Source organism: Demequina sp., assembly GCA_024707205.1.
GTDB lineage: Bacteria > Actinomycetota > Actinomycetes > Actinomycetales > Demequinaceae > Demequina.
The window spans coordinates 2339420-2361991 of sequence record JANQAD010000001.1; the positions used below are offsets into that span (position 1 = coordinate 2339420).

The following is a 22572-nucleotide window of genomic DNA, read 5'->3' on the forward strand; positions in this document are numbered from 1 at the left end:
CGGTTGGGGGCGCCTCGGCAAGTAGCCTGGAGTCATGTCAACACCCGCGGAGCGATTCGCTGCCGCGAAGGCGCGCAGGAACCGCCCAGACCTCCAGGAGTTCGCCGAGTCGCTCGCGTTCCCGCTTGACGACTTCCAGCGCGAGGCGTGCGAGGCGGTCGCCGACGGACACTCGGTGTTGGTGGCCGCCCCCACAGGGGCGGGGAAGACGCTCGTCGGCGAGTTCGCCGTGCGCCACGCGTTCGAGCGCGGCGAGAAGGCGTTCTACACCACCCCCATCAAGGCGCTGAGCAACCAGAAGTACCAGGACCTTCGTGCTGTGTACGGCGCCGACGCCGTGGGTCTCCTCACGGGTGACACCTCGATCAACCCGCACGCGGACATCGTCGTCATGACCACCGAGGTGCTCCGCAACATGATCTACGCGAGCTCCTCGACCTGGACCGCCTCGCCTTTGTGGTCCTCGATGAGGTGCACTACCTGGCCGATCGCTACCGCGGGTCCGTGTGGGAAGAGGTGATCATCCACCTCGAGGAGCGCACGGCCATCGTCGCGCTGTCCGCGACCGTCTCCAACGCGGAGGAGTTCGGGGCGTGGCTGCGCGAGGTCCGCGGGGACACGCGCGTGATCGTCTCCGAGCATCGCCCCGTGCCGCTGTGGCCGCACGTTCTCATCCGCGAGGGCCTCTTCGACCTTTACTCGCCGGGAGTGGACCCCCTAGACCCGGGCCCCAACCCTGCGCTCAACCCCGAGCTCGTGGCCGTGACCAGGCGCCAGCGCCACGAGGTGCTCCCGGAGCTCAGGCGCGCGGGGTACAGGCCCGCGCGCGGCAGCTCGCGCCCACGCCCGCGTCGCGCGCCCCCGCGCTTCGCCGTGGTGGAGCAGCTGGACCGCAACGGCCTGCTCCCCGCGATCGTGTTCGTCTTCAGCCGCGCGGGCTGCGAGGACGCCGTAGACCAGGTGTTCGCGGCGGGCCTGCGCCTCACCAGCGGACCGGAGCGCCAACTCATCCGCGAGATCGTCGACGAGCGATGCTCCGCAATGCCGACGGAGGACCTCGGCGCGCTCGGATACACGGCCTGGCGGGAGCGCCTGGAGGCCGGCCTCGCGGCGCACCACGCAGGCCTCATCCCGCTCTTCAAGGAGGTCGTCGAGCACCTCTTCGCGCAAGGGCTCATCAAGGTGGTCTACGCGACCGAGACGCTCGCGCTTGGCATCAACATGCCTGCTAGGTCGGTCGTTCTCGAGAAGCTCGTGAAGTGGGACGGCAAGGCCCACCAAGACCTCACGGCCGGGGAGTACACGCAACTCACCGGTCGGGCGGGCAGGCGCGGCATCGACATCGAGGGGCACGCGGTGGTGATCGAGCACCCCGGCTTCGACGTTGGCCAGCTCGGCCGCCTCGCGAGCCGCCGCACCTATCCGCTCATCAGCTCGTTCCAGCCGTCGTACAACATGACGATCAACCTCGTGGCGCAGATGGGTCAGGAGCGTGCGAGAGAGGTGCTGGAGCTCAGTTTCGCCCAGTACCAGGCCGATCAGGCCGTCGTGGGCAAAGCGAGGCGTGCGCGAGAGCTCGAGTCGGCCCCTCCAGGGGTACCGCCAGGCCGCCCACTGCGACAAGGGCGACTTCATGGAGTACGCGGCACTTCGCGAGCGCATCTCTCGCGCCCAGAAGGACGCGGCGAAGGCCTCCGGAAGGGCCCGACGGGAGGCAACAGCGAGCACGCTCGCGGGCCTTCGCAGGGGCGACGTCGTGCGCGTGGGCGGCGGCCGACGCGCCGGCCTCGCCGTTGTCGTGGAGCCGGACGCCGATCCTGAGTCCCCGCGCCCAACGGTCGTCACCGACAACGCACGGACGTTCCGCCTCGCGATCTCCGAACTCCACCACGGGATCGAGGTCGTTGGAGCGGTCAAGGTGCCCAAAGGCAACGACCCACGCAACGCCCGCAATAGGCGAGAGCTCGCGGCAACGGTGAGCGCAGCGTCGGGCACCTTCCAGCGCGCGCGCAAGAAGGCGGAAGATACCAGGGATGACACTCTCGATGACCTGACGCGCCAACTGAGAGCGCACCCGTGCCACTCGTGTCCGGACCGCGAGGCGCACGCGCGGTGGGCCGAGCGCTACTACCGGGGCCTGCGGGATAAGGACCGCATGGTGAACGAGATCGACAGGGCGACCGGCTCGATCGCGCGCATCTTCGACAAGCGAATGGCGGTGCTCACGGACCTCGGCTACCTCACGCCGGACCGGGAGCCCACGCCCGCCGGCCAGACCATGCGCAAGCTCTACGCGGAGAACGACCTCGTCATCGCGGAGTGCCTGAGGCGGGGAGTGTGGGAGCAGCTGCACGGGCCGGCGCTCGCCGCCGCCGTGTCGACGCTGCTGTACAACGGACGCCGCGAGGACGAGACCCGCACGCCGCGAGTTCCCGGCGGGCCGCAGGGCGTGCTCGGCAAGGCTCTCGCCGAGACCACGCGCGTGTGGTCCAAGATGGACGACATCCACACCGAAAAGAGCCTCCCGGAGCTGCCGAGCCCGCAGTGGGGGATCGTGGGCCCCATCCACGGCTGGGCGCAGGGGCGATCGCTCGCGACAGTGCTCGCGGGCGCGGAGATCGCGCCCGGCGACATGGTCCGCTGGTGCAAACAGGTCATCGACGCTCTGGACCAGATAGCGGAGGCGACCACCTCGAGCGCGGTCCGCGCGGCCGCCGTCCAGGCCATCACTGCAATGCGCCGGGGCGTCGTGGCCTACTGATCCGCGAGCGCTAAGTAGTCTTTGGGCATGCGTCTGCTGAGGAGCCTCGCGCTCGCCGTTCTGGCGGGCGTTCTGCTGACTTTGGCCTTCCCCGATTTCAACATCTGGCCGCTCGCGATCGCGGCGATCGTGGTGCTGTGGTTTGCGCTCGGCCGCTGCGGCGCGTGGGCTGGCGTGCTCATCGGCTGGGTCTTCGGCACGGTGTTCATGCTGCCGCTCACCGTGTGGGCAAACGGCGCGGTGGGCGCCGTCCCTTGGATGGCCCTGTCGATCGCGTCAGGCCTCTTCTATGGAATCTTCGGCGGCGCGTGGGCCACCGTGCGGCGCTCGGCGATGCTCGTCAACGCGCGAGCGTGGGTGCAGCCAATCGCGTTCGCGGTCCTGTGGGGCGCCATGGAGGAGCTGCGGTCGATCTTCCCGTTCGGCGGATTCCCGTGGGGCCGCGTCGCTTTCTCGCAGTCCACGTCGCCGTTCCTGAGCCTCGCGTGGGCGGGCGGGGCCCTGCTGGTGTCATTGGTCGTGGTGCTCACCGGTGCGGTCATAGCGCTCGGCATCGAGGCCGGCAGGGCCCGACGCTGGGGTTTCGTCGCCGTGACACCCGTGGTTGCGATCGGGCTCGGCATGGCGGGCATCTTCATCCCGCTGAACGCGCAGGCCGAAGGGGGCAGCCTGAGTGTGGGCGTGGTGCAGGGGAACGTGCCCAATGACGGGCTCGACTCCTTCGACGAACCGCGCGAGGTGACGCAGAACCACCTCGACGAGACCAAGCGACTGGTGGCCCAGAATCCCGGCCCCTACGACATCATGATCTGGCCCGAGAACGCCGCGGACTACGACCCGCGCGTGGACGAGGCGACCAACCAGATGGTGACCTCTGCGGCCGTCACGGCCAATGCGCCCCTGCTGTTCGGCACGCAGGACCTCACGCCCCCGGACGGCAGGTACAACGTCTCCCTGCTGTGGTCCACGAGCGGAAAAGTCCTCGACGAGTACCGCAAGCAGCGCCCGGCGCCCTTCGCCGAGTACATCCCCATCAGGGGCTTTGCCAGGCACTTCTCCTCGGCCGTGGACCGCGTGACCAAGGATGTGCTGCCCGGCGAGGGCCCAGCGGTCATGGACCTCCCCGCCGCGGTGCTGGGCCGCAACGTGCAGATCTCCACGATCATCTGCTTTGAGGTGGCGTACGACGAGATCGTGCGCGCGTCGGTCGTGGACGGCGGCGAGATCATCATCGTGCAGACCAACAACGCGACGTTCGGCGCGACGGCAGAGTCCACGCAGCAGCTCGCTATGACCCGCCTGCGCGCCGTCGAGTTCGGCAGGACCGCCATTCAGGCGTCTACCGTCGGCGTGAGCGCGATCATCCTTCCGGACGGCCGCATCACTCAGCAGACGGAGCTGTTCACGCCCGCGTCGATGGCCGCGGAGGTTCCGCTGCGGACGTCCATGACGCCGGCCCTGTACTTCGGGGGACTGGAGCACTGGATCGTGCTGGGGCTCGGCGTGCTGATTCCGTTCTTCGCGATGCGCAAGCGCTTGGCCGACAAGTACGAGTGGTAATGCGCACCCTCGTCATCATCCCAACCTTCAACGAGCGCGAGGCCCTCCCCGTACAACTCGCGGCGGTGCGCGCCGCCACGCCGGACGTGGACATCCTGGTGGCGGACGACAATTCGCCTGACGGAACCGGCGCGTGGGCCGACGCTGTGGCCGCCGAGGACCCGCACGTGCACGTACTGCACCGGCCCGGTAAGGCCGGGCTAGGTGCCGCGTACATCGCAGGCTTCGCGTGGGGAATCGAGCGCGGCTACGACACCATCGTCGAGATGGACGCCGACGGCTCACACAGGGCCGCGGACCTGCAGGCTCTACTGGACCGAGCCCACTCAGCCGACCTCGTGATCGGCTCGCGGTGGGTTGCGGGCGGAGAGGTCGTCAACTGGCCGTGGCGTAGGAAGTTCCTTTCCGTCAACGCCAACCGCTACGTGCGCCTCGCCATGGGCCTGCATGTGCACGACGCCACGGCCGGGTTCCGCGCATATCGCGCCGAGACCCTGGCCTCATTGGATCTCGAGAGCGTCGAGTCGCAGGGCTACTGCTTCCAGGTGGACATGACGTGGCGCGTCATCCAGGCGGGAGGGAGCGTGGAGGAGGTTCCAATCACCTTCGTGGAGCGTGAACTCGGCGTCTCCAAGATGAGCGGCTCCATCATCAGGGAGGCGCTCGTGAAGGTCACGATCTGGGGCGCGCAGAGGCGCTGGCGGCAGATCACTGGTGCGGAGCGTCGGGCCGCCAAGGCGGCGCGAAAGGCGATTTAGCCCGCGCGGCCCGCGCGAAGCAGCTCGAGTCGCTCCTCGAGAAGTTCCTCGAGCTCCGGGATGGTGCGGCGCTCAAGGAGCATGTCCCAGTGCGTGCGCGCCTGGCGCTCTTCCTTCATCTCGGGACGGTCGCCGTCGCGCAGAAGCGCGAGCGCGCCGCAGTGGCACTCCCACGACAGAGGGATGTCCGCCTCAACGGAGAACGGGAAGGTCAGCACGTGCCCGTTGGGGCAGTCGTAGTGAACCTCGACGCGCTCCGCCAGTTCGGCGTGGGCTGCGGTCTCCATGCTCTGGGTTCCCAGTCGCATGCCGCGCAATGCTCGATCAGCCATGTCAGCCTCCCTCGATCGTGAGGCGCTTGTGGCGCCCGCTGTCGGTGGAACGAGTTGGGGCGTGGGTTTGTTCCGTCAGGCCGACGCTGGGGCGAGTTCGGGCACCGGCGGCGCCTTGACCTTGGGGCTCGTATTGCCCAGGAGCACCGCCCCAAGGATCGCTACGGCGCCCAACCACTGCAGTGGGCTGAGGGACTGGTCGAGCACGGCCCAGCCCAGCGCGGTCGCAACGAGTGGGGCCAGGAAGCTCAACAGAGTCACGCGCGTGGGTGGCAGGGCGAGGATGCCTCGGAACCACAGGAAGTAGCTGACGGCGCCGCCCGCGATCGCGAGCCACGCGTAGCCGGCGATGTTGGTGCCCGTGAGGTGAGCCGGGATCCCCTCAAAGAGCAGCGTGGGGATCAGCAGCACTAGGCCTCCGGCCACGAGCTGCCAGCCCGTGAAGGCGAGAAGGGACGTGGGGCGTCCCCACTTCTTGGTCAGGATGACGCCAAAGGCGGTACTCAGCCCACCCGCGAGGCCCGCGAGGACGCCGACCGTGTCGAGCGCAGCGTCGGGCGTGAGCACGAGCATCGCCACTCCCGCCAGGCCGATTCCCGCGGCCGTGAGCGCGCGGCGGTTGATCGCCTCATGCAGCACGGCGACGGCGAGCAGCGCCACGAGGAGCGGGTGTATCGCGCCAAGGGTCGCGGAGACGCCTCCCGGAAGGCGGTAGGCGGAGATGAAGAGGAAGGCGAAGAACGCGCCGATGTTGAGGGAGCCGAGGACCAGCGACTTCCACCACCAGGCGCCGCGGGGGAGCGAGCGTGTGATCGCGATGAGAATGAGGCCAGCTGGCAGGGCGCGCAGCACGCCCGCGAGGAAGGGGCGCCCTGGAGGGAGGATCTCGCTGGTCACGAGGTAGGTGGTTCCCCAGATGATGGGGGCGATGGCCGTGACGGCGAGGATGCGGGAGATCTTCATGGGGGAGTCAACTATCTTGATGTCAAGATATATTCCAATTATCTTGAAGTCAAGATAAGTTGGCGTCATGGACAGTGTGGGGCGCATCATCGAGCAGTGGGGGAGCGAGCGGCCGGAACTCGACGTGTCCGGGCTCGAGGTGATCGGCCGCATCTCGCGACTCGCATCGGTGGTTCAGGTCAAGCTCGATGCGGTGTTCGCCGAGTTCGGGCTGCAGGGGTGGGAGTTCGACGTGCTGTCGTCGCTGCGCCGGGAAGGGGCGCCGTATGAGCTCACGCCGGGGATGCTGGACGAGGCGCTGATCATCTCGTCCGGAACCACGACCCATCGGCTCAGGAAGCTGGAAGAGCGAGGGTTCGTCACTCGGCGCCAGGACGCCGAAGATGGCAGGGTGTGGTGGGTGAGGCTCACGGATGCAGGCCGCGAGGTGCAGGCTGCGGCGCACGATGCGCACGCGGCCAACGAGCTCGAGATTCTCGCTGGCCTCTCGGACGCCGATGCCGCGGCCCTGAAGCGCGGTCTCGTCGCCTTCGCTCGGCTCATCGACACCGGAGAGGCTCCGTGACGAGCCACGACGTCATCCGCGTGCAGGGTGCGCGTGAGAACAATCTGCGCAACGTGAGCGTGGACCTTCCCAAGCGGCGCCTCACGGTATTCACGGGCGTCTCCGGCTCAGGCAAGAGCTCGCTCGTGTTCGACACCATCGCCGCCGAGTCGCAGCGCATGATCAACGAGACCTATCCCGCGTTCGTGCAGGGCTTCATGGGCACCATGTCGCGGCCGGACGTGGACGTGCTTGAGGGGCTGACCACCGCGATCATCGTGGACCAAGAGCGGATGGGGGCGAACTCGCGGTCCACTGTCGGTACGGTCACCGATGCGAATGCGCTGCTCCGCGTGCTCTTCTCGAGGCTTGCCTCGCCTCACGTGGGCGGCCCGCAGGCGTATTCGTTCAACATCCCGTCCTTCACCGGCGTTGGCCAGACAAAGGTGGCGAAGGGCGCCGGGCTTGCGCAGAAGCGCGAATACGCGCAGATCGGCGGCATGTGCCCGCGCTGCGAGGGCATGGGTTCAGTTTCAGACCTGGACCTGGCCCAACTCTTTGACGAGAGCAAGTCGCTCGCCGACGGCGCGCTCACGGTACCTGGATACACGCCGGACGGCTGGTACGTGCGCGTGTTTGGCGCGGTCGTGCCCATGGACGTGCCCATCAAGGACTTCACCAAGAAGCAGCGGGACCTGTTCCTCTACGGCGCGCCGCAGAAGGTGAAGTTCGAGGCGATCAATCTGACGTACGAGGGGCTGATCCCCAAGATTCAGAAGTCGATGCTGTCCAAGGACGTGGACGCGATGCAGCCCCACATCCGCGCGTTCGTGGAGCGCGCGGTGACGTTCCAGACGTGCCCGGACTGCGGCGGAACGCGCCTAGCGGAGCACGCGCGCTCGTCACGGATCGACGGTGTGTCCATCGCCGACGCGTGCGCGCTGCAGATCTCGGACCTCGCTCACTGGGTGCGCGGGGTGGGCGACGCGAGTGTGGCGCCGCTCATCGCGAATCTCTCGCACCTGCTGGAGTCGTTCGTCGAGATCGGGCTGGGCTACCTCTCGCTCGACCGCCCCTCGGGAACCCTCTCCGGCGGCGAGTCGCAGCGCACCAAGATGATCCGACACCTCGGCTCGGCCCTCACGGACGTCACATATGTCTTCGACGAGCCGACCATTGGCCTGCATCCGCACGACATTCAGCGCATGAACGCCCTGCTACTTCGCCTGCGGGACAAGGGCAACACCGTGCTGGTGGTGGAACACAAGCCCGAGGCGATCGCCATCGCGGATCACGTGGTGGACCTGGGCCCCGGCGCCGGCGACAGCGGGGGAGAGGTGGTGTTTGCGGGCACCGTGGCCGCCCTCGCGGAGGCGGACACGCTGACGGGAAGGCACCTCCACGACAGGGCGACGCTCAAGGAATCGGCGAGAGCCCCGTCGGGCAGGCTGTCTATTGAGAAGGCGAGCCTGCACAACCTGCGCGACGTGAGCGTGGACATCCCGCTTGGCGTGCTGACGGTGGTGACTGGCGTTGCTGGAAGCGGCAAGAGCTCGCTGATCCACGGTTTCGTGGCTCCACGCGACGGCGTGGTGGCGGTGGATCAGGGTGCGATTCGCGGGTCCAGGCGGTCCAATCCGGCCACGTACACGGGGCTGCTCGAGCCGATCCGCAAGGAGTTCGCGCGAGTGAATGGGGTCAAGCCGGCGCTGTTCTCCGCCAACTCCGAGGGCGCGTGCCCCGTGTGCAACGGCGCGGGTGTGATCTTCACCGAGTTGGGATTTCTCGAGACCGTGGAGTCCGTCTGTGAGGAGTGCGAGGGACGCCGATTCAGGGACGAGGTGTTGGAATTCAAGCTTGGCGGCTTGAATATCGCCGAGGTATTGGACCTGTCGGTGGGCTCCGCCGAGGCGTTCTTTGGGCCCGACGGCGCGGTGAGTCTCCCTGCGGCGCACGCGATCCTGGATCGGCTGGCAGACGTGGGAATCGATTATGTCAAGCTGGGCCAGCCACTCACGACGCTGTCCGGGGGCGAGCGGCAGCGGCTCAAGCTCGCCGTCTCGATGGCCGGCAAGGGGGACGTGTACGTGCTCGACGAGCCGACCTCGGGCTTGCACTTGGCCGACGTCGCCAAACTGCTGGGGCTGCTGGACCGTCTCGTGGAGTCCGGCAAGACGGTGATTGTCATCGAGCATCATCAGGCGGTCATGGCGCACGCGGACTGGATCATCGACCTGGGGCCGGGCGCCGGTCATGACGGCGGGCTGGTGGTGTTCGAGGGGACGCCGGCGTCGCTGGTGGCGGCCAAGTCCACTCTTACGGGGCAGCACCTCGCAGACTATGTGGGTGCGTGACACAACGAAATCTTGCGGGACTGCGTTTGTGCTGACATGAGATGGGGGACCGTGGGTCGATGAGCAACTGGCGGGGTGTTCTCGAGCAGCTCGTACGCGAGCGCGGCAGGGCGCTCTTTGGCTACGCCTACGTGCTGACGGGGAGCCGAGATGAGGCGGACGACCTGCTGCAGGACGCGCTGGTGCGTGCATTCAAGGCGGGACGTTCCGCGCGGTCGGTCGACGAGGCACACGTCTATGTGAAGAAGGCGATTGCCACTGCATTCATCGATCACGGCCGCAGGGCCGCGGCGCGGCCGCGGTTCGCAGATGCTGACCTCGGCGTCCACGCGTCGCTGGTCGACCACTCGCATGCGACGGAGATGGTGTTGGACCTCCGGGCAGCGGTGCTGGCGTTGGGAGCGCGAGAGCGCGCGTGCATCGTGATGCGCTACATGGAGGACCTGCGCGTCGACGATATTGCGGCCGCGTTGAACCTTGCTCCCGGAACCGTCAAGCGGTACCTGCACGAGGCTATCCAACGGCTGCGCGCGATGCTTCCGGAGCTCGAGTTTGCCGATCTCGACACCACGGACGTGACCACACTCAAGGGAGGTGCGCGATGAGCGACGCTGGCGCCGCTTTCCGCATGCTGCGCGATCAAGCGGGGGCCGCGTTTGACGCGCCCGCGATGCACTCCCAGCTCGACGCTGCCGAGCATCGAGTAGAGCGCGCGAGGGTATGGCGAGCCGTTATGTCAACCGGCGCGGTACTGGTGTTCGCCTGTGTCGCCGTGTTCGCGGTACAGGCGCTCCTCGGGGACCGCAGCTCACCGATGCCTGCGCATTCGCCCTCGCCAAGTCCGAGCGTCACGCCGGACATCGCGGACGTGCTCGCATTGCCGTGCACCGTGGCGACCGTCGTGCCTGGTAATCCGATAGAACGGTCCGACGGCGGAATCCTCAGGGGCTTCGAGGGCTGGTTCAATAGCACCTACGCCGAGCCCGGGGGCTGCGACAGCTCCGAAAACTGGAACGAGGAGATCTGGCTCATGGCGAACCATCCGGACACGGTGTGGATCAACACGTCGGACAACACGGTCATCGAGGCGTACTTCCGAACGAGCAAGGACGCGCTCGGCATCTGGGCCCACATGGACGGCAAGACGATCGCCGATCCTGATCCCGCGTGGCCCGCTGACAGCGCGGTCCTCATCGACGCGCACACCGGCGAGGTGCTTCTCACGTCGCCGCTGTCGGACTATCTGGACCTAACTGAGAGCAACTCTTCAGGCTGAAAGCCACAGCACGCGTAACGCCGATAATGTCCATTATGTCAGTAAAGACGAACTTCGTACGTGGCGCGCGTAGGTGGAGACCAACGAGATAGCTCCCGCGCCGAGTTGAACGAACTATATGTAACAGGGCAACCAGTCGCTGAACTGAGGCGAACTCGTTCGCAGGAGCCACTCAGGATGCTCGCCGACGCTTGGCTAAGCACGTAAGCTCGGCGCTCGGATCGTCCGCGAACGGCAAGCGCGCTTCACCACTATCACCGCCGGTTCAGCGCTGCCAAGACGTGCGCGGCGGCGACACCCATGAACCTTGCTTGATGACAATCGACGGAGGCCCACAGCGGCCGACGTGAAGGCCCGCAGAGGCGACATGCTCATCGCACATGGCAGGCCGGCGAACGGCCCGAAGATTGCGAGATGTGCGACGCTTCCTATGCCTGCCAAGTAGCGCTTGAGCCAGATGAACGCACACTCAAGACGCACGACAGTGACCGTGCAGCCATCGGAGTCTCCTTGTAGCAATGTCACCGGGGATGACCGTGCACGTGCTTCGCCTCGCGCCGAGGCGGTGACTGGGTGTACGGTCGCTCTGGTTCGCGCAATGGTGCGCGAGCATGAACTCGGGGGGACTCGTGAACTCAACGAACATCCGCAGAATATCGCTCGTGGTTCTAGTCGCATTCTTCGGCGCGATCGTCGTGGCAGCCCTGTTGCCGTCGCGTGCGGACGCGGGCGACGACTCGGACCAGCCATGGCTTTCAACACTGGCGGACTACCTACACGTCTCCAAGCCTGAGGCCGCCGCGATCGCGGAGCAGCAGGGCGAGTTTGCTGACCTCGCGACCCGGGTGCAAGACAAGTATCCAGACGAGTACGTCGGGGCTGAGTGGTTCGGCGATCATGGCGTCGTCACCGTGACATATCCTGCCCTCGAGGGTGCGAAGCAAATCGTGGCCGATGCCGATGGGGATGTCACGGTTGTCGGCGTTGAGGGGCTTGGTCGAGGGCCCCGTGATGAGCTCATCGGCGACACCATAGACCGACTCAAAGGGGTGTTGGGCGGTGGCGACAGCGTGGACGTGGATCCCGTTACGGGCGTAGTCACAATTGGACTCGTCGACATGTCGAAAGACCATCAGGCAGAGGTTCTTCAAGGTGCCAGGGTGGCGCTCGGTGACGACGTAGTGGTCCGCATTGTGCGCAGCGAAGGGCTCGAACTGTACTAGGACGGCGGCGAGTACTACCAGGACTCGGACTCATATTGCACTGGGGGATTCATCGCGAATCGCGGCAGCACAAGCGGGGTCGTCACGGGTAAACACTGCAGGCAGAATGTTACGACTTATGATGGACAATCGGTGGGCGCAACGACTGCGGCTTCCGGCAACTACGACTTGAGGTTCCGTCGAGTGGCGTCCGGAACTCCCGACAACACGATCCGCGTCACGACCGGAAGCGTATGGAACATCACGTCCATGGCTACGTTGCCAGTTGGCATTAACGTGTGCAAGTGGGGATGGAAGACCAAGAACACATGTGGAACTACGACTTCTGCTCCCGCGGAGTGCTTGCTGGACCCGGAAGACGGCGTCAGCCACTACTGCAATATGATCGCCGTCTCTCCGTTCAGTTTCGCTGACCATGGCGATTCCGGCGGGCCTGTATACGCGGGCCAACGCGCCTACGCCACCATCACAGGCGCCAATAGCGCTGGCAATCGAGTGCTCGTGACCCCCATTCACTGGATAAGCACGATTTCCGGATCTGTCACCATCAAGACCAACTAGGGCAGAACCACGTCGGCGCGATCATCGTCAACAGGCTCCCGGAGACTGCCTCCAAGCACGACTAGTAGGCATGCCGCCGATGAGCGGCCCGAACCACGACCACCGTGAGCACCTCATCTTCGATGCGATAGAGCACCCGGTAATCCCCCGTCCTAACCCTCCACTCCGGGCGACCCACCAACTTGCGGGCCGCCGGTGGCCTGGGGTTCTCTGCAAGGAGCTCCAGCACCGCCTGCACGCGTCGCTTGGCCTCAGGAGGGAGCTTCCGGATCTCCCGAGTAGCTACCGGGAGCACCACAACCGAGTAGGTCACAGACCGAGCTCGCGCTTGACGTCCTCCCACGGAACGGGAGTTTCGCCCAGTCGCTCGGTCTCGGCCCATGCCTCGTCGACTGCGCGAATGTCCTCAAGCTCCTCCGCATCGCTCAGGAGTCGTTCGAGGACGCTGGCATCCACCACTGCCGCGACACGACGATTGCGTCTGGTCAGGTAGACGGGCTCGTTTCGAGCCTCATCGACTACCGCAGCAAGACGGTCTCGCGCCTCCGTGATGGGAATCTGGCTCATTGCGCCAGAATACCCGAGAACGTACGTTTGGCACGCCTCCGAGGAAAGGCCGCCCGCGCCGCACTAGCCTGGCGACATGGCGCGCATCTCCCCTCTCCACAGTCAGGACCGCGCCGCATGGCAGCCACTGTGGGACGCCTACCTCGCCTTCTACGAGTCTTCGCTGCCCGACGCTGTCACAAGTGACGTCTTTGCTCGCCTTGTCGCCGGCGAGAGTCTGCATGGAGCGGTCGCCTGGGGCGACGATGGCAAAGCTCTGGGACTGGTGCATTGGCTGTTCCATCCGTCCACCTGGTCCACGGCCGACTATTGCTACCTCGAGGACCTCTACGTCTCCCCCGCTGCGCGCGGGCTAGGCGTGGGTCGCGAACTGATCGCTCACGTCACGGAGGCTGCGGCCGCGGCCGGCGCGGAGAAGGTCTACTGGCTCACCCACGACACGAACGTGACGGCGCAGCGCCTCTATGACCGGGTAGCGCGGCGAACCGGATTCATCCACTTCGAACAGTCGCTCGACTAGCCGAAAGCGACCTCGTCCGTCTTCTTCACCTCGGCCGACTTGCCTGGCGCGCTCGTGAACGTCCAGTACAGGTTCGTGTGCGAGACCACGAGATCCGGCGTGGGCGCTCCCCACTCGCTGAGGTCCTCCGTAGTGTGTGCGTCCGAGACCAACGTCACGTCGTAACCCCTGGTAAAGGCGCCATGAATGGTGTTTCTGATGCAAGCGTCGGACTGTGCGCCGACGACCGTAAGGGCGCCCACTCCCAAGCCTTCGAGCACCGAACCGAGGTCCGTTCCCTCGAAGGAGTCGCCGTGAACCTTGTGGATGACGGGCTCCCCCTCCCCCATCACCAGCTCGTCCACGTACTGCCAACCGTCACTGCCGATCTCGAGACCATCGGAGTCGGAGTGCTGCACCCACACCACGGGCACGCCCGCGTCGCGCGCGCGATCGACGAGCACGGCGATGTTGGAAACTACGGCGTCACGGTTGTACGCACCGCCAACGACGTCCTTCTGGACGTCCACGACAAGCAGGGCCTCGTTGGGCCGGTTCTCCAAAGTAGTCATGACGCCAGCCTAGGCCGGGCCGCTGACACGCGTTCAGTCGAAGACGTCTTCCTGAAGCCGCTGCGCAATGGCCTCTGCCCACTCGCGGATGTCCTCGAAGTCGCGGAAGTCGCCGGGGGGCGGATTGATCGCCTTGATCAGCGCCTTCTCCCCGATGTTGAGCTTCTCGAACTGGATGGTGCCGCCGAACCTCTTGTGCTCAATGGCGCCCGCAGCGGCCGCGAGCTCCTCCGCCTCGTCGAGCGGCTGATCCGGCTTCGTCACCTGCGTCATCCCCACCGAGAACAGCCAGGTGTCGCGCGCACGAAGCGTCTGCGCGTTGTCACGCACGAGAGCCGACGCGTCTTTCCGCCACAGCCCGCCATACACCGCAGACCCGATAACCGCGGCGTCGTAGAAGCGCACCGCGTTGGCGACGTCGCAGGCGTCCATGAAGTCGGTCTCGAAGCCCCGGTCTCGCAGCACGGCCACGATCTCCGCGCCCACTTCCCGTGTTGCGCCGTACTTGGATCCCACTGCGACCAGAACCTTCATGGCTCCATCTTGCGCCACCGCGCCAAGATGCGCCGGGGACGATGGTCCCTGCGTCCATCGACAGCTAGGAGACCTCGAGCACCAGGTCGCCGCCGGACAGCGTCTCCACGCCGGACACCACCACGCGAGTGACCGTCCCGTCCACGGGCGACGTGATCGACGACTCCATCTTCATGGCCTCGATCGTCGCCACGGTCTGCCCGGCCGTCACCGTGTCGCCCACCGCAACCACCGGCGACACGGCCCCAGAGAACGGCGCGGCGATCGACCCTGGCCGCCCAGCGTCGGCCTTCTCGCGAGACACGAAGTCAACGGTCGCCGACTCGTCACGCACCTGCACGGGCCGGATGGCGCCGTTATAGGAGAACATCGCGGTGCGTTCGCCGTGGTCGTCCGGCTCGCCGAGCGCCTCGAGCGTAGCGATCATCTGGACGCCCTGGCTCAGATCAACAGTGACCTCTTCCCCACTGCCGACCGTGAGGCCATAGAGGTAGTGGAACGTGTCGATCACCGAGATGTCGCCGTACGTCTCCACGGCCACGTCGAAGTCCTTGGCCGGTCCTGGGAACAGCAGGTGGTTGAGTCGCCGTTGGCGCTCGGGGCCCGACGCTGCGAGGACCGAGCGGTCGTCTTCCGTGATCTCCGCGACCTTGCGCTCGAACGAGCGACCTGCAAGTGCCTTGGTGCGGAAGGGCTCGGGCCAGCCGCCTGGTGGGTCCCCGAGCTCGCCCTGCAGGAAGCCGATCACCGAATCCGGGATGTCGTACTTGCCAGGATTCTCCGCGAAGTCCGCCGGGTCAGCACCGATGCCCACGAGGTGCAGCGCTAGATCGCCGACCACCTTGGACGACGGCGTGACCTTGACGAGGCGGCCAAGGATCCGGTCCGCGGCCGCGTACATGTCCTCGATCTGTTCGAACTTCTCCGCGAGCCCGAGCGAGATCGCCTGCTGACGCAGGTTGGAGAGCTGTCCGCCCGGAATCTCGTGGTGATAGACGCGGCCCGTGGGCCCCGGCAGGCCGGACTCGAAGGGCGCGTAGAGGCGCCGCACGGCCTCCCAGTAGGGCTCGAGCGCCTCGGCGGCCTCAAGGGATACGCCTGTGTCTCGCGTCGTGTGCTCGAGCGCCGCGATGAGCGCGCTCATGGGCGGCTGGGAGGTGGTGCCGGCCATCGCGGAGTTCGCGACGTCCACAGCGTCCACCCCCGCCTCCGCTGCCGCGAGGAGAGTGCCGATCTGGCCGCCGGCCGTGTCGTGCGTGTGGAGGTGCACCGGCAGGTCGAAGCGCTCGCGCAGCGCGGATACCAGCGTGTATGCCGCCGCGGGTCGCAGCAGACCCGCCATGTCCTTGATCGCGAGGATGTGCGCCCCGGCCTCGACGAGCGAGTCGGCCAGCCGCAGGTAGTAGTCGAGCGTGTAGAGGTCCTCGTCCGGCGAGACCATGTTGCCGGTGTAGCAAAGCGTCGCCTCCGCGACGGACTGCCCGGTGGCGCGCACCGCCTGAATCGCCGGGCGCATCTGGTCCACGTCGTTGAGCGCGTCGAAGATGCGGAAGATGTCGATCCCGGTCTCGGTTGCCTCTTGAACGAACGCAACCGCTACCTCGTCGGGATACGGCGTGTAGCCCACCGTGTTGCGACCCCGCAGCAGCATCTGCAGGGCGATGTTCGGCATGGCCTCGCGAAGCCGCGCGAGCCTCAGCCACGGGTCCTCGCTAAGGAAGCGCAGCGCCACGTCGTACGTGGCGCCGCCCCAGCACTCCACGGAGAACAGCTCCGGAGTCATGCGCGCAACGTGCCCCGCCGCCTTGAGCAGGTCGAACGTGCGCACACGCGTGGCGAGCAGCGACTGGTGGGCGTCGCGCATCGTCGTCTCGGTGACCGCGAGGGACTGGCGCTCCCGCAGTGCCCGCGCAAAGCCCTCGGGGCCAAGTTCGAGCAGCTGCTGACGCGTGCCCGCCGGCGGCTCCGCGTGGATGTCGATGCTGGGAAGCTTCTCCCACGGCCGCAGGATGTCGTCAGCGTGCTCCCCGTTGGGCCGGTTGACCGTGGTGAAGCCAAGGTAGGTCAGCAGCTTCGTGGAGCGCTCGGCGCTCTCCGGCACCTGCAGCAACTCCGGGTGCTGGTCGATGAACGCGGTGGTCACTCCCCCGGCGCGGAACTCCGGGGTGGCGAGCACGGCCCGCAAGAAGCGAATGTTGTTGGTCACGCCGCGGATGCGGAACTCGGCGAGCGCGCGAGACGCCCGCGTCACGGCGGTCTCGAAGTCGTGGCCGCGGCACGTGAGCTTCACGAGCATCGAGTCGAAGTGCCCCGTGACCGAGTTGCCGGCCATGGCTGTGGCGCCGTCGAGGCGCACGCCGGCGCCGCCCGGGGACCGGTAGGCGACGATGCGGCCCGTGTCAGGGAGGAAGCCGTTGGTGGGGTCCTCGGTCGTGATGCGCGTCTGGATGGCGAAACCGGTGACCGTGACGTCCTCTTGGCGGATCCCGACTTCCTTAAGCGACTCGCCGGAGGCGATCCGCATCTGCGCGCACACGATGTCGATGCCGGTGACCTCCTCGGTCACCGTGTGCTCCACCTGGATTCGCGGGTTCATCTCGATGAACACGTGCTGGCCGGCGCGCTCCCCCTCGGTGGCGAGCAGGAACTCTACGGTGCCCGCGTTCACATAGCCCAAGGACGTCGCGAACTTCACCGCATCCGCGCACAGCGCCTCGCGAATCGAGGGATCCAGCGCCGGAGCGGGAGCGATCTCCACGACCTTCTGGTGCCGACGCTGCACCGAGCAGTCGCGCTCGAAGAGGTGCACGGTGGTGCCGCCCGCGTCCGCGAGGATCTGCACCTCGATGTGTCGCGGCCCAAGCACCGCCTGCTCGAGGAACACCGTGGGGTCGCCGAAGGCGTTCTCGGCCTCGCGCATCGCCGCCGCCAGAGCGTCGGGCAGGGCGTCCCTCGTCTCAACACGCCGCATGCCACGGCCGCCACCGCCCGCGACCGCCTTGACGAAGATCGGGAAGCCGATCTCCTCCGCGGCACGAATGAGAGTGCCCACGTCTCGCGAGGGCTCCGAGGAGTTGAGCACGGGCACGCCCGCGTCGCGAGCGGCCTTGAGCGCCGCGACCTTGTCGCCCGCCTTGGCCAGCACCTCTGGTGGCGGGCCGATGAAGGTGATTCCCTCTGCGGCGCAGCGACGCGCGAGCTCAACGTTCTCACTGAGGAACCCGTACCCGGGGTAGATGGCGTCGGCGCCGGAGAGCTTGGCGACGCGGATGATCTCGTCGATGTCGAGGTACGCCTTGATGGGGTGCCCCTCGACCCCGATCAGGTAGGCCTCGTCCGCCTTGACGCGGTGCTCGGACATGCGGTCCTCGTGCGGGAACACCGCCACCGTCTTTGCGCCGAGTTCGTAGGCGGCGCGGAACGCGCGCACGGCAATCTCGGCTCGGTTCGCCACGAGGACTTTGGAGAACATTTACTTCCCTTCGACGGTGGCTTCATCTTGCCAGGTTTCAGCGCGCTTACTAAAGCGGCCCCGCACCGTCGCGGGAGGTGAGCACAGTATGCCCGACGCCGTGTTTCAGGAGCGCTTCAGACCCGGCCGATTCATGGGTTCAGGAGGCGTTCGAACGGCGGGCGCGACGCTCGGCAAGCTCATCGACGACGCCGGTATCGGTCGCGACGTCCGCCTCGCCACGGTCGGCGGGCAGCTGGGACAGCGATCCCTCGAGTTCGCGCCACACCTTGCCGAGCGCGATGCCGAACACTCCCTGGCCGCCCTGCACGAGGTCGATCACCTCGTCGTTGGACGTGCACTCGTACACGGAGGCACCATCGGACATCAGCGTGATGCGGGAAAGGTCCTCGACGCCGCGTTCGCGCAGGTGCTCCACGGCCGTGCGAATCTGCTGAAGCGAGACTCCGGAATCGAGCAGGCGCTTCACGACGCGCAGCACGAGGATGTCCTTGAAGCCATACAGACGCTGGGTTCCCGAGCCGGTCGCGGACCGCACCGTGGGCTCCACGAGCCCCGTCCGGGCCCAGTAGTCGAGCTGTCGGTAGGTGATGCCCGCGGCCTTGCACGCGGTGGGACCGCGGTAGCCGACGTTCTCATCGAGGTGCGCGAGCCCGTCGTCGAACAGGATGCCTTGCGCGCCCTCACCCACACCGGAGAGGTCGATGCCAGCCGTATCAGTCACTGCCTCTCCTTCACGTTGTAGTTCAACGTTATGGCCCGGGGTTGACCGGGTCAACGACCGCGGGCTTTCACGGTACCGCGTGTCGCGCCGCACCGGAACTACACCACGGTAGTTATCGACGCAAACTGCCCCTGACACAAGCCCCGAACACCGCGATCGCGGATTCCGAGAGCTCTCGGGCGGATTCCTCGGCCTCCCCCCGCCTCTCCCCTGCCGCGCACGGGGGCGACCACGGCGTCGGCCCTATCCGCCTCTCGCCGCGCGGAGAGGCACAGCGACCGCAGTGAGCGGACGTCGCCACCCGCCGCGAGGTACGCGCCGCTCGCGACCACGAGGTCAAGAACGTCCCTCTCGAACGCGCCGGGCACCGACTGGCGAATGACTCCCGCCTCCGCCAGCTGGGCCACGACCTCTTCGCTCACGCCCGCGCGCGAAGAGAGCTGAGGGATCGTCAGGTAGTCGTCGTCCTCGCCGTCGATCGCGTGCGGAGACACCCGCTCGTGCATCGTTCCCTTGTCGAGGGCATCGAGGTGCTGCGCGATCACGGTCAGCGGGCGGTAGTGGTCGCGCTGCTGCCGCAGCACAAACCGCACCCGCTCCACGTCCGCGGCCGAGTACTGGCGGTATCCCGCGGGCGTGCGCCCCGGGCAGACAAGGCCCTGCGCGTCGAAGAAGCGGAGCTTGGAGGGGGTGAGCGCGGGAAACTCGGCCTGGATGAGCGCGAGCACGTCGCTCACGCGCAAGAGCGGTTCGTGGGACAGCGCGTGCGGCCAGCGGCCGGTCAGCACCTCGCGGTCAATGCCAGAGGTTGCAGCGCCGGAATTGGCGCTGTCGAGCGCCCCGTGCGAGGCGGCTGCCGAGCCGCTCATGAAGCGGGGCGGCCGGCGTGGAACGTGAGGCGGTACTTGCCAATCTGCACTTCATCGCCATCGTGGAGCACGGCGTCGGTCACCGACTGGTGGTTCACGTAGGTGCCATTGAGGGAACCCGCGTCCCTGATCGAGAACTGCGAGCCCTTGCGATCGAAGACGACGTGCTGGCGGCTCACGGTGACGTCGTCCAGGAAGATGTCCGAGTTGACGGAGCGCCCCGCCGTCGTCGAGTCCACGTCGAGCAGGAAGCGGGCTCCCTGGTTGGGGCCGTAATGGACGATGAGGAGGGCGTGCTCGGGCCCTAGCGCGTCGACGGCGGCCTGGTCCGCGGCAGACAGCCTCCCGGGTGCGGCCTCGTCGGTCGCGGCGTCGATCGACATGGTGCGCTCAAGAGGAGACTCGTCAAACGTCATGGCTGGCTCCCTTCTCTGTTGCAAGTGTAGGCGGCGCGCCGTCACCGGGGTGGCTAGCCGCGCGGTTGCGCACGTCCCTGACGTAACCGAGCCCGGCCGCCCAATACAGCACCGCGGCGCCGGCCGCTCCGATGATCGCGACCGTGTGCAGCCACTCCCAGTCGGGGGAACGCCACCGCCGCAAGGTAGGCGAGCGGCAAGAACACGTAGAGCAGGGCGGTCGCCCACTTCCCAGTCATCGTCACCTGCGGGGAACCGACGTTCCGAGAACGGCCCCACAGCAGCGCGATCCCCACCACGATGTCGCGCGCGAACAGCACGCCCACGAGCCACCACGGGATGATCCCGCGCAGACCAAGGCCGAGCACAACGGCCAGGGTGAGCAGTCTGTCGGCCGTGGGGTCCAGAACGCGACCCAACTTCGTGACCTGGCCCCAGCGTCGGGCAAGGAAGCCGTCGAGGAAGTCGCTGATGCCCGCGGCGGCGAGCGCCGTGATCGCCCACCCGTCGTGCTCGGTGACGAGAAGCCACGTGAACACCACGATGAGGACTATCCGCACCATCGAGATGATGTTGGGAATGGTCCAGACGGCGTCCGACGGTTCGGCGGGATTGGGCGGCGGGGTCACGCCGCCAAGTCTAGGGTCGCGTCAGTCGCTGCCATCCTGCGCGGCGAGAACCTTGTCGACCGTGGCCGCCGCCGTCTGAGCGGCCTCGTCCTCGCTCGCGCCCCGCGCGAGCTCGTTTGCGCGAATCTGCTCAAACGCCTTGTGGCGGCGATCATCCTTGTCAGTCATGGCACACCCCTTTCTTCCTCCGACGCTACGCCGGGCACCGGAGCGAGGCAAGGCGGCGCTACTGGCCGATCGGCGCGGCGGTGTCGTACTGGTCGATGACGTCCTGAATGCGGTCGAGGGCCGCCTGGTCGAGGCCCCCGTCTCCCGTGACCTTGATCCACGCGTAGAAGGTCGCGTCGGCGTAGCGGTGGCGGCATCATCCGGGACGCCCTCTGCCATCGCCATATCCGCGAGGCCCTGGAGGCCCGTCACGAGCGGGATGAAGACCATCTGCTCCGAGATGTCCGGTGAGCGCTGACCCGCAGAGAGCCACTCCGGCTTCTTGTAGAAGATGGACCAGTCCATCCACACCACGGGATCGTTGCCGTGCTCGAGGTACGCGATGCGCGGAGCGGCCCAGGTCCCGTCGAAGTCCCTCGCCGCGCTCGCATTGGGGAAGAACTGCACTTGCGGCACCGACGACACGACGGGCCAGGTGACGGGGGTTCCGGGATCGCGCATGGCGCGCAACTCGTGCGAGAGCGGCGTGATGGCCGGGGTGCCCGCGAAGACCGCGCCCTCCACCCCGTCGACCATCGCGTCAACGGTCCCGAAGGTCTCCTGGAGCGCCTGGGCCCCCAGGCTCACGCCGTACACGACCAGCTGCGGCCTATGGTCCGCGGGCAGCGCCTCCCACCATGCGTGAACTGCTTCGTAGAGCGCCTTCGTCCCCGCGACGGACTGCTCGGGGTGGAAGATCGAGCTCACCCATGAGGGAGACACCGAGTACTGCGCGGCGACCATTGCGGTGTCGCCGCCGTGAAGGTACTCGATGGAGTCGATCGCCTGCGGCTCCAGCCAGCCGGTGCCGGTCAGCCCTGGCAGAACGACGATCGCCCTGTCTTCCGCATGGGTGCGTTCGAGTTCCCTGACGGCGAGCTGCGCGCGCTCCGCGTAGGTGGGCGCCGAGTTGAGCCCAACGTAGATGCGGATGGGCTCGATGGCTGGCTCTCCGGTGACCTCGGCGATCTGTGCGGCGCTCGGTCCCGAGTCGACGACGGACCGACCCTTGGACCCGACGTCTGCCCAGTTCACGAGCGAGCCAGGGCCTCCGGATCGCAGCGACGAGGTGGGCTGTGGGTACGCAGGATCCATCGTGTTGTTGCGCACGTCCCACCTGGAGTCGAGGAACAGCACCACGCCCGAGGAGACGACGAGCCACGCGAGCAGCACGCCAAGCGCCATGACCCCGGTCGCCGTGAGGGTCGCGAGCGTCCCGCCCGATCGCCTGCCCCGCGCGGCGAACAGGTGCCCCGTGCGAACCCGCACGCGTCGGTAGAGGCGCGCGATTCCTCTCCCAATGGCCACGCAGATCCCGGCGACGGCCACGGTCACCGCGAGGAGTCGCCAGCCTTGCGCCGAGTCGAGGTCGTCCCACCCGACGGCGGCCCGCACGCCGTTCTGCCACTGGGTGGCGAAGTGCAGCATGATCACGAATAGCACCGCCCAGACGCCAGCGATGATCGCCCAGCCCCAGACCGTGAGCCAGTCGTTCCGCCACCGCACGGCCCACCGCACCACCTGCCACAGGGCCACGCCAAGCGCGTATCCTCCGGCGAAGCTCACGCCGGAGACGGCGCCCTGGTAGTACCAGGGTCGAGGCAGCATCGACGGCGTCATGGACAGCGCCACGAAGACGAGACCCACGAGCACGCCGCCGTAGTCAAGGCGGGCCCAGCGCGGGTAGGTCATCGAGGGCTCCTCATGTGTGCGTCCCGGCCCAGGCTATCCAAAGCGCGCCGCGGTCTGGG

The 22572-nt window shown here is 67.1% G+C and carries 20 protein-coding genes and 1 pseudogene; 9 read left to right on the forward strand and 12 right to left on the reverse strand.

From position 1 onward, the window contains the following. Positions 1–34 precede the first annotated feature (34 nt). The 3 genes and pseudogenes from NVV57_11990 to NVV57_12000 all read left to right on the forward strand — a co-directional run bounded on the left by NVV57_11990 (position 35) and on the right by NVV57_12000 (position 5079). Positions 35–2761, forward strand: a pseudogene (locus NVV57_11990) (DEAD/DEAH box helicase). A gap of 27 nt (positions 2762–2788) precedes the next feature. Continuing rightward, entirely contained in the window at positions 2789–4321 is a 1533-nt protein-coding gene (lnt, locus tag NVV57_11995; GenBank protein ID MCR6713354.1) for an apolipoprotein N-acyltransferase, read from the forward strand. Beyond that, entirely contained in the window at positions 4321–5079 is a 759-nt protein-coding gene (locus tag NVV57_12000; GenBank protein MCR6713355.1) for a polyprenol monophosphomannose synthase, read from the forward strand. Before lnt ends, NVV57_12000 begins: the two co-directional genes overlap by 1 nt. Here NVV57_12000 and NVV57_12005 read toward each other — a convergent pair. Both NVV57_12005 and NVV57_12010 read right to left on the reverse strand, forming a co-directional pair. Next, the gene (locus tag NVV57_12005; GenBank protein MCR6713356.1) at positions 5076–5411 is read right to left on the reverse strand and encodes an RNA polymerase-binding protein RbpA; all 336 of its coding nucleotides are present in this window, start codon (positions 5409–5411) and stop codon (positions 5076–5078) included. The two genes, NVV57_12000 and NVV57_12005, sit on opposite strands and share 4 nt — an antisense overlap. Positions 5412–5486: 75 nt before the next feature. Then, complete coding sequence (locus NVV57_12010) at positions 5487–6374, reverse strand: EamA family transporter (protein ID MCR6713357.1); 888 nt, start codon at positions 6372–6374, stop codon at positions 5487–5489. Between the two features lie 67 nt (positions 6375–6441). On the opposite strand from NVV57_12010, the gene NVV57_12015 reads away from it, so the two are divergent. The 5 genes from NVV57_12015 (at position 6442) to NVV57_12035 (ending at position 11771) form a co-directional block, all read left to right on the forward strand. Continuing rightward, positions 6442–6939, forward strand: a complete 498-nt coding sequence (locus tag NVV57_12015; protein ID MCR6713358.1) for a MarR family transcriptional regulator — start codon at positions 6442–6444, stop codon at positions 6937–6939. Then, on the forward strand, positions 6936–9272 hold the full coding sequence (locus NVV57_12020; GenBank protein ID MCR6713359.1) for an excinuclease ABC subunit UvrA: 2337 nt from the start codon (positions 6936–6938) through the stop codon (positions 9270–9272). Before NVV57_12015 ends, NVV57_12020 begins: the two co-directional genes overlap by 4 nt. Positions 9273–9331: 59 nt before the next feature. Next, a complete protein-coding gene (locus NVV57_12025) occupies positions 9332–9877 on the forward strand; it encodes a sigma-70 family RNA polymerase sigma factor (protein MCR6713360.1) in 546 nt (181 codons plus the stop codon). Next, entirely contained in the window at positions 9874–10548 is a 675-nt protein-coding gene (locus NVV57_12030; protein MCR6713361.1) for a hypothetical protein, read from the forward strand. The genes NVV57_12025 and NVV57_12030 overlap by 4 nt, the downstream gene beginning before the upstream one ends. 629 nt (positions 10549–11177) lie before the next feature. Continuing rightward, entirely contained in the window at positions 11178–11771 is a 594-nt protein-coding gene (locus NVV57_12035) for a hypothetical protein (protein MCR6713362.1), read from the forward strand. 622 nt (positions 11772–12393) lie between these two features. On the opposite strand, the gene NVV57_12040 is transcribed toward NVV57_12035, so the two are convergent. Both NVV57_12040 and NVV57_12045 read right to left on the reverse strand, forming a co-directional pair. Then, on the reverse strand, positions 12394–12645 hold the full coding sequence (locus NVV57_12040) for a type II toxin-antitoxin system RelE/ParE family toxin (protein MCR6713363.1): 252 nt from the start codon (positions 12643–12645) through the stop codon (positions 12394–12396). Next, positions 12642–12899, reverse strand: a complete 258-nt coding sequence (locus tag NVV57_12045) for a type II toxin-antitoxin system Phd/YefM family antitoxin (GenBank protein MCR6713364.1) — start codon at positions 12897–12899, stop codon at positions 12642–12644. The genes NVV57_12040 and NVV57_12045 overlap by 4 nt, the downstream gene beginning before the upstream one ends. A 76-nt stretch (positions 12900–12975) precedes the next feature. Here NVV57_12045 and NVV57_12050 point away from each other — a divergent pair, with 76 nt between their 5' ends. After that, the gene (locus NVV57_12050) at positions 12976–13419 is read left to right on the forward strand and encodes a GNAT family N-acetyltransferase (protein ID MCR6713365.1); all 444 of its coding nucleotides are present in this window, start codon (positions 12976–12978) and stop codon (positions 13417–13419) included. On the opposite strand, the gene NVV57_12055 is transcribed toward NVV57_12050, so the two are convergent. The 8 genes from NVV57_12055 to NVV57_12090 all read right to left on the reverse strand — a co-directional run bounded on the left by NVV57_12055 (position 13416) and on the right by NVV57_12090 (position 22513). After that, on the reverse strand, positions 13416–13970 hold the full coding sequence (locus NVV57_12055) for an isochorismatase family protein (GenBank protein MCR6713366.1): 555 nt from the start codon (positions 13968–13970) through the stop codon (positions 13416–13418). The two genes, NVV57_12050 and NVV57_12055, sit on opposite strands and share 4 nt — an antisense overlap. A 33-nt stretch (positions 13971–14003) precedes the next feature. Continuing rightward, positions 14004–14504: a flavodoxin domain-containing protein gene (locus NVV57_12060; protein ID MCR6713367.1), complete on the reverse strand. Its 501-nt coding sequence runs from the start codon at positions 14502–14504 to the stop codon at positions 14004–14006. Positions 14505–14568: 64 nt separating this feature from the next. Continuing rightward, on the reverse strand, positions 14569–17976 hold the full coding sequence (locus NVV57_12065; protein ID MCR6713368.1) for a pyruvate carboxylase: 3408 nt from the start codon (positions 17974–17976) through the stop codon (positions 14569–14571). 139 nt (positions 17977–18115) lie between these two features. Continuing rightward, on the reverse strand, positions 18116–18667 hold the full coding sequence (locus NVV57_12070) for a MerR family transcriptional regulator (GenBank protein MCR6713369.1): 552 nt from the start codon (positions 18665–18667) through the stop codon (positions 18116–18118). 131 nt (positions 18668–18798) lie between these two features. Further along, the gene (locus NVV57_12075; protein ID MCR6713370.1) at positions 18799–19569 is read right to left on the reverse strand and encodes a MerR family transcriptional regulator; all 771 of its coding nucleotides are present in this window, start codon (positions 19567–19569) and stop codon (positions 18799–18801) included. Next, positions 19566–19952, reverse strand: a complete 387-nt coding sequence (locus tag NVV57_12080; protein MCR6713371.1) for an FHA domain-containing protein — start codon at positions 19950–19952, stop codon at positions 19566–19568. Before NVV57_12080 ends, NVV57_12075 begins: the two co-directional genes overlap by 4 nt. A gap of 86 nt (positions 19953–20038) precedes the next feature. Beyond that, the gene (locus NVV57_12085) at positions 20039–20614 is read right to left on the reverse strand and encodes a CDP-alcohol phosphatidyltransferase family protein (protein ID MCR6713372.1); all 576 of its coding nucleotides are present in this window, start codon (positions 20612–20614) and stop codon (positions 20039–20041) included. Positions 20615–20635: 21 nt separating this feature from the next. Then, on the reverse strand, positions 20636–22513 hold the full coding sequence (locus tag NVV57_12090; protein ID MCR6713373.1) for an alpha/beta-hydrolase family protein: 1878 nt from the start codon (positions 22511–22513) through the stop codon (positions 20636–20638). Between the last annotated feature and the right edge of the window lie 59 nt (positions 22514–22572).

Bases quoted from the DNA above. Each gene is read 5' to 3' on its own strand.
- NVV57_12000 (MCR6713355.1), top strand. From the start codon at position 4,321: ATGCGCACCCTCGTCATCATCCCAACCTTCAACGAGCGCGAGGCCCTC.
- NVV57_12080 (MCR6713371.1), bottom strand. From the start codon at position 19,952: ATGTCGATCGACGCCGCGACCGACGAGGCCGCACCCGGGAGGCTGTCT.
- lnt (MCR6713354.1), top strand. From the start codon at position 2,789: ATGCGTCTGCTGAGGAGCCTCGCGCTCGCCGTTCTGGCGGGCGTTCTG.
- NVV57_12060 (MCR6713367.1), bottom strand. From the start codon at position 14,504: ATGAAGGTTCTGGTCGCAGTGGGATCCAAGTACGGCGCAACACGGGAA.
- NVV57_12015 (MCR6713358.1), top strand. From the start codon at position 6,442: ATGGACAGTGTGGGGCGCATCATCGAGCAGTGGGGGAGCGAGCGGCCG.
- NVV57_12025 (MCR6713360.1), top strand. From the start codon at position 9,332: ATGAGCAACTGGCGGGGTGTTCTCGAGCAGCTCGTACGCGAGCGCGGC.
- NVV57_12045 (MCR6713364.1), bottom strand. From the start codon at position 12,899: ATGAGCCAGATTCCCATCACGGAGGCGCGAGACCGTCTTGCTGCGGTA.
- NVV57_12075 (MCR6713370.1), bottom strand. From the start codon at position 19,569: ATGAGCGGCTCGGCAGCCGCCTCGCACGGGGCGCTCGACAGCGCCAAT.
- NVV57_12010 (MCR6713357.1), bottom strand. From the start codon at position 6,374: ATGAAGATCTCCCGCATCCTCGCCGTCACGGCCATCGCCCCCATCATC.
- NVV57_12055 (MCR6713366.1), bottom strand. From the start codon at position 13,970: ATGACTACTTTGGAGAACCGGCCCAACGAGGCCCTGCTTGTCGTGGAC.
- NVV57_12090 (MCR6713373.1), bottom strand. From the start codon at position 22,513: ATGACCTACCCGCGCTGGGCCCGCCTTGACTACGGCGGCGTGCTCGTG.
- NVV57_12050 (MCR6713365.1), top strand. From the start codon at position 12,976: ATGGCGCGCATCTCCCCTCTCCACAGTCAGGACCGCGCCGCATGGCAG.
- NVV57_12030 (MCR6713361.1), top strand. From the start codon at position 9,874: ATGAGCGACGCTGGCGCCGCTTTCCGCATGCTGCGCGATCAAGCGGGG.
- NVV57_12065 (MCR6713368.1), bottom strand. From the start codon at position 17,976: ATGTTCTCCAAAGTCCTCGTGGCGAACCGAGCCGAGATTGCCGTGCGC.
- NVV57_12005 (MCR6713356.1), bottom strand. From the start codon at position 5,411: ATGGCTGATCGAGCATTGCGCGGCATGCGACTGGGAACCCAGAGCATG.